General features: G+C 34.7%; 2 protein-coding genes. Both read right to left on the bottom strand.

What is annotated here, in order from left to right; translation table 11 throughout:
• Positions 1 to 106: 106 nt before the first annotated feature.
• Positions 107 to 883: a type IV secretion system protein gene (locus ACFIO3_RS13875; protein WP_375704667.1), complete on the bottom strand. Its 777-nt coding sequence runs from the start codon at positions 881 to 883 to the stop codon at positions 107 to 109.
• On the bottom strand, positions 880 to 1,014 hold a 135-nt coding region (locus tag ACFIO3_RS13870; protein ID WP_375614940.1), incomplete at its 5' end, for a TrwH protein. The genes ACFIO3_RS13870 and ACFIO3_RS13875, both read right to left, overlap by 4 nt.

The following is a 1,014-nucleotide window of genomic DNA, read 5'->3' as shown; positions in this document are numbered from 1 at the left end:
TGGCTTTGATAAAATATTTGTGTCTCTCTTGATTGTTCAGAGAGTACTGAACCTTCTACAGTGGCTTTTGTTTTCATGAAAAAAGTCAATGTTGTAAAGAGTTTTATTAGTTCAATCTTATTTGGGGGATTTTTTTGTTGGCAGAGTTTATAATTCTTTTATACAATAGGCGTTTTTGTACATCGATAAGAGTCTCTTCATTGTTGCTTAAATTTCTGACCATTTGTAACTTTGTGTATTCATTTTGGAGCATGGATGACATGCTCTTAATGCGTGTTTGCAACTCGAAAACTTCTCTCAAATTTGTTGTTTTATCTATATCATTTAAGAAATCAGCAATTTGTGTAAAGCGCTTCTCTGCGTCTTGGAAAGCCTGCAAACTTACGGCTTTCTCGATAATTCCATTATAGTTAAGACGTGTATTAATTATATTGTATATTCTCTTCTGCGGCAATGCCGAGAAGATGGCCCTCATATCTTCGCTCTTAACCGCAGTTATAAAGGGTTCTATATAACCATGCCTGTGGATTATGTCTACATTCCTTCTGTAGTTTTCGTGGGGGGGTTGGTAGAGCAGATCTTGCAAAAAATGGACATTGTTTCTGTCTAATAATGCTCTTTTTTGTAAGATGTTCATTTGCTCTTTTACACTTTCTGTTATAGACTGATGGATTTTTTTCGCGTTTTCGATCTGGTTTTCGTTTGTTGTAATTTGTTGTTTTAACAACTCAATAATTTTCAGATATTCTTCTTTTGAAAAAGGCAAAAGAGTTTGGGCAGTTGAATCCTTATTCTCAGAACCCCAACTAAAATTAGATGTTAGAGTTAAATTTATCATCCCCAAAAGGGTAATCATTCCTGTTATAATAAATCGCTTTTTCATCTGTCTCCTCGCTTGATTTCGGCAGGGATTGTTTTATTAATAGGCACGCGGTTTCTATCATTGGGCTGTTTTAGCTTTGGTGCTAATGCACAAGCCGATAAAAGGTTTGCAATCAAAATTATAAGAATGAT

The organism is Bartonella sp. AD328YNZD (assembly GCF_042196425.1).
Note: the sequence above shows the minus strand (reverse complement) of the source record. Positions and strands in the feature narration are given on the sequence as shown.

What these genes read in the sequence shown, in the direction of transcription:
- ACFIO3_RS13875 (WP_375704667.1), bottom strand. Translation starts at nt 883, where the DNA reads ATGAAAAAGCGATTTATTATAACAGGAATGATTACCCTTTTGGGGATG.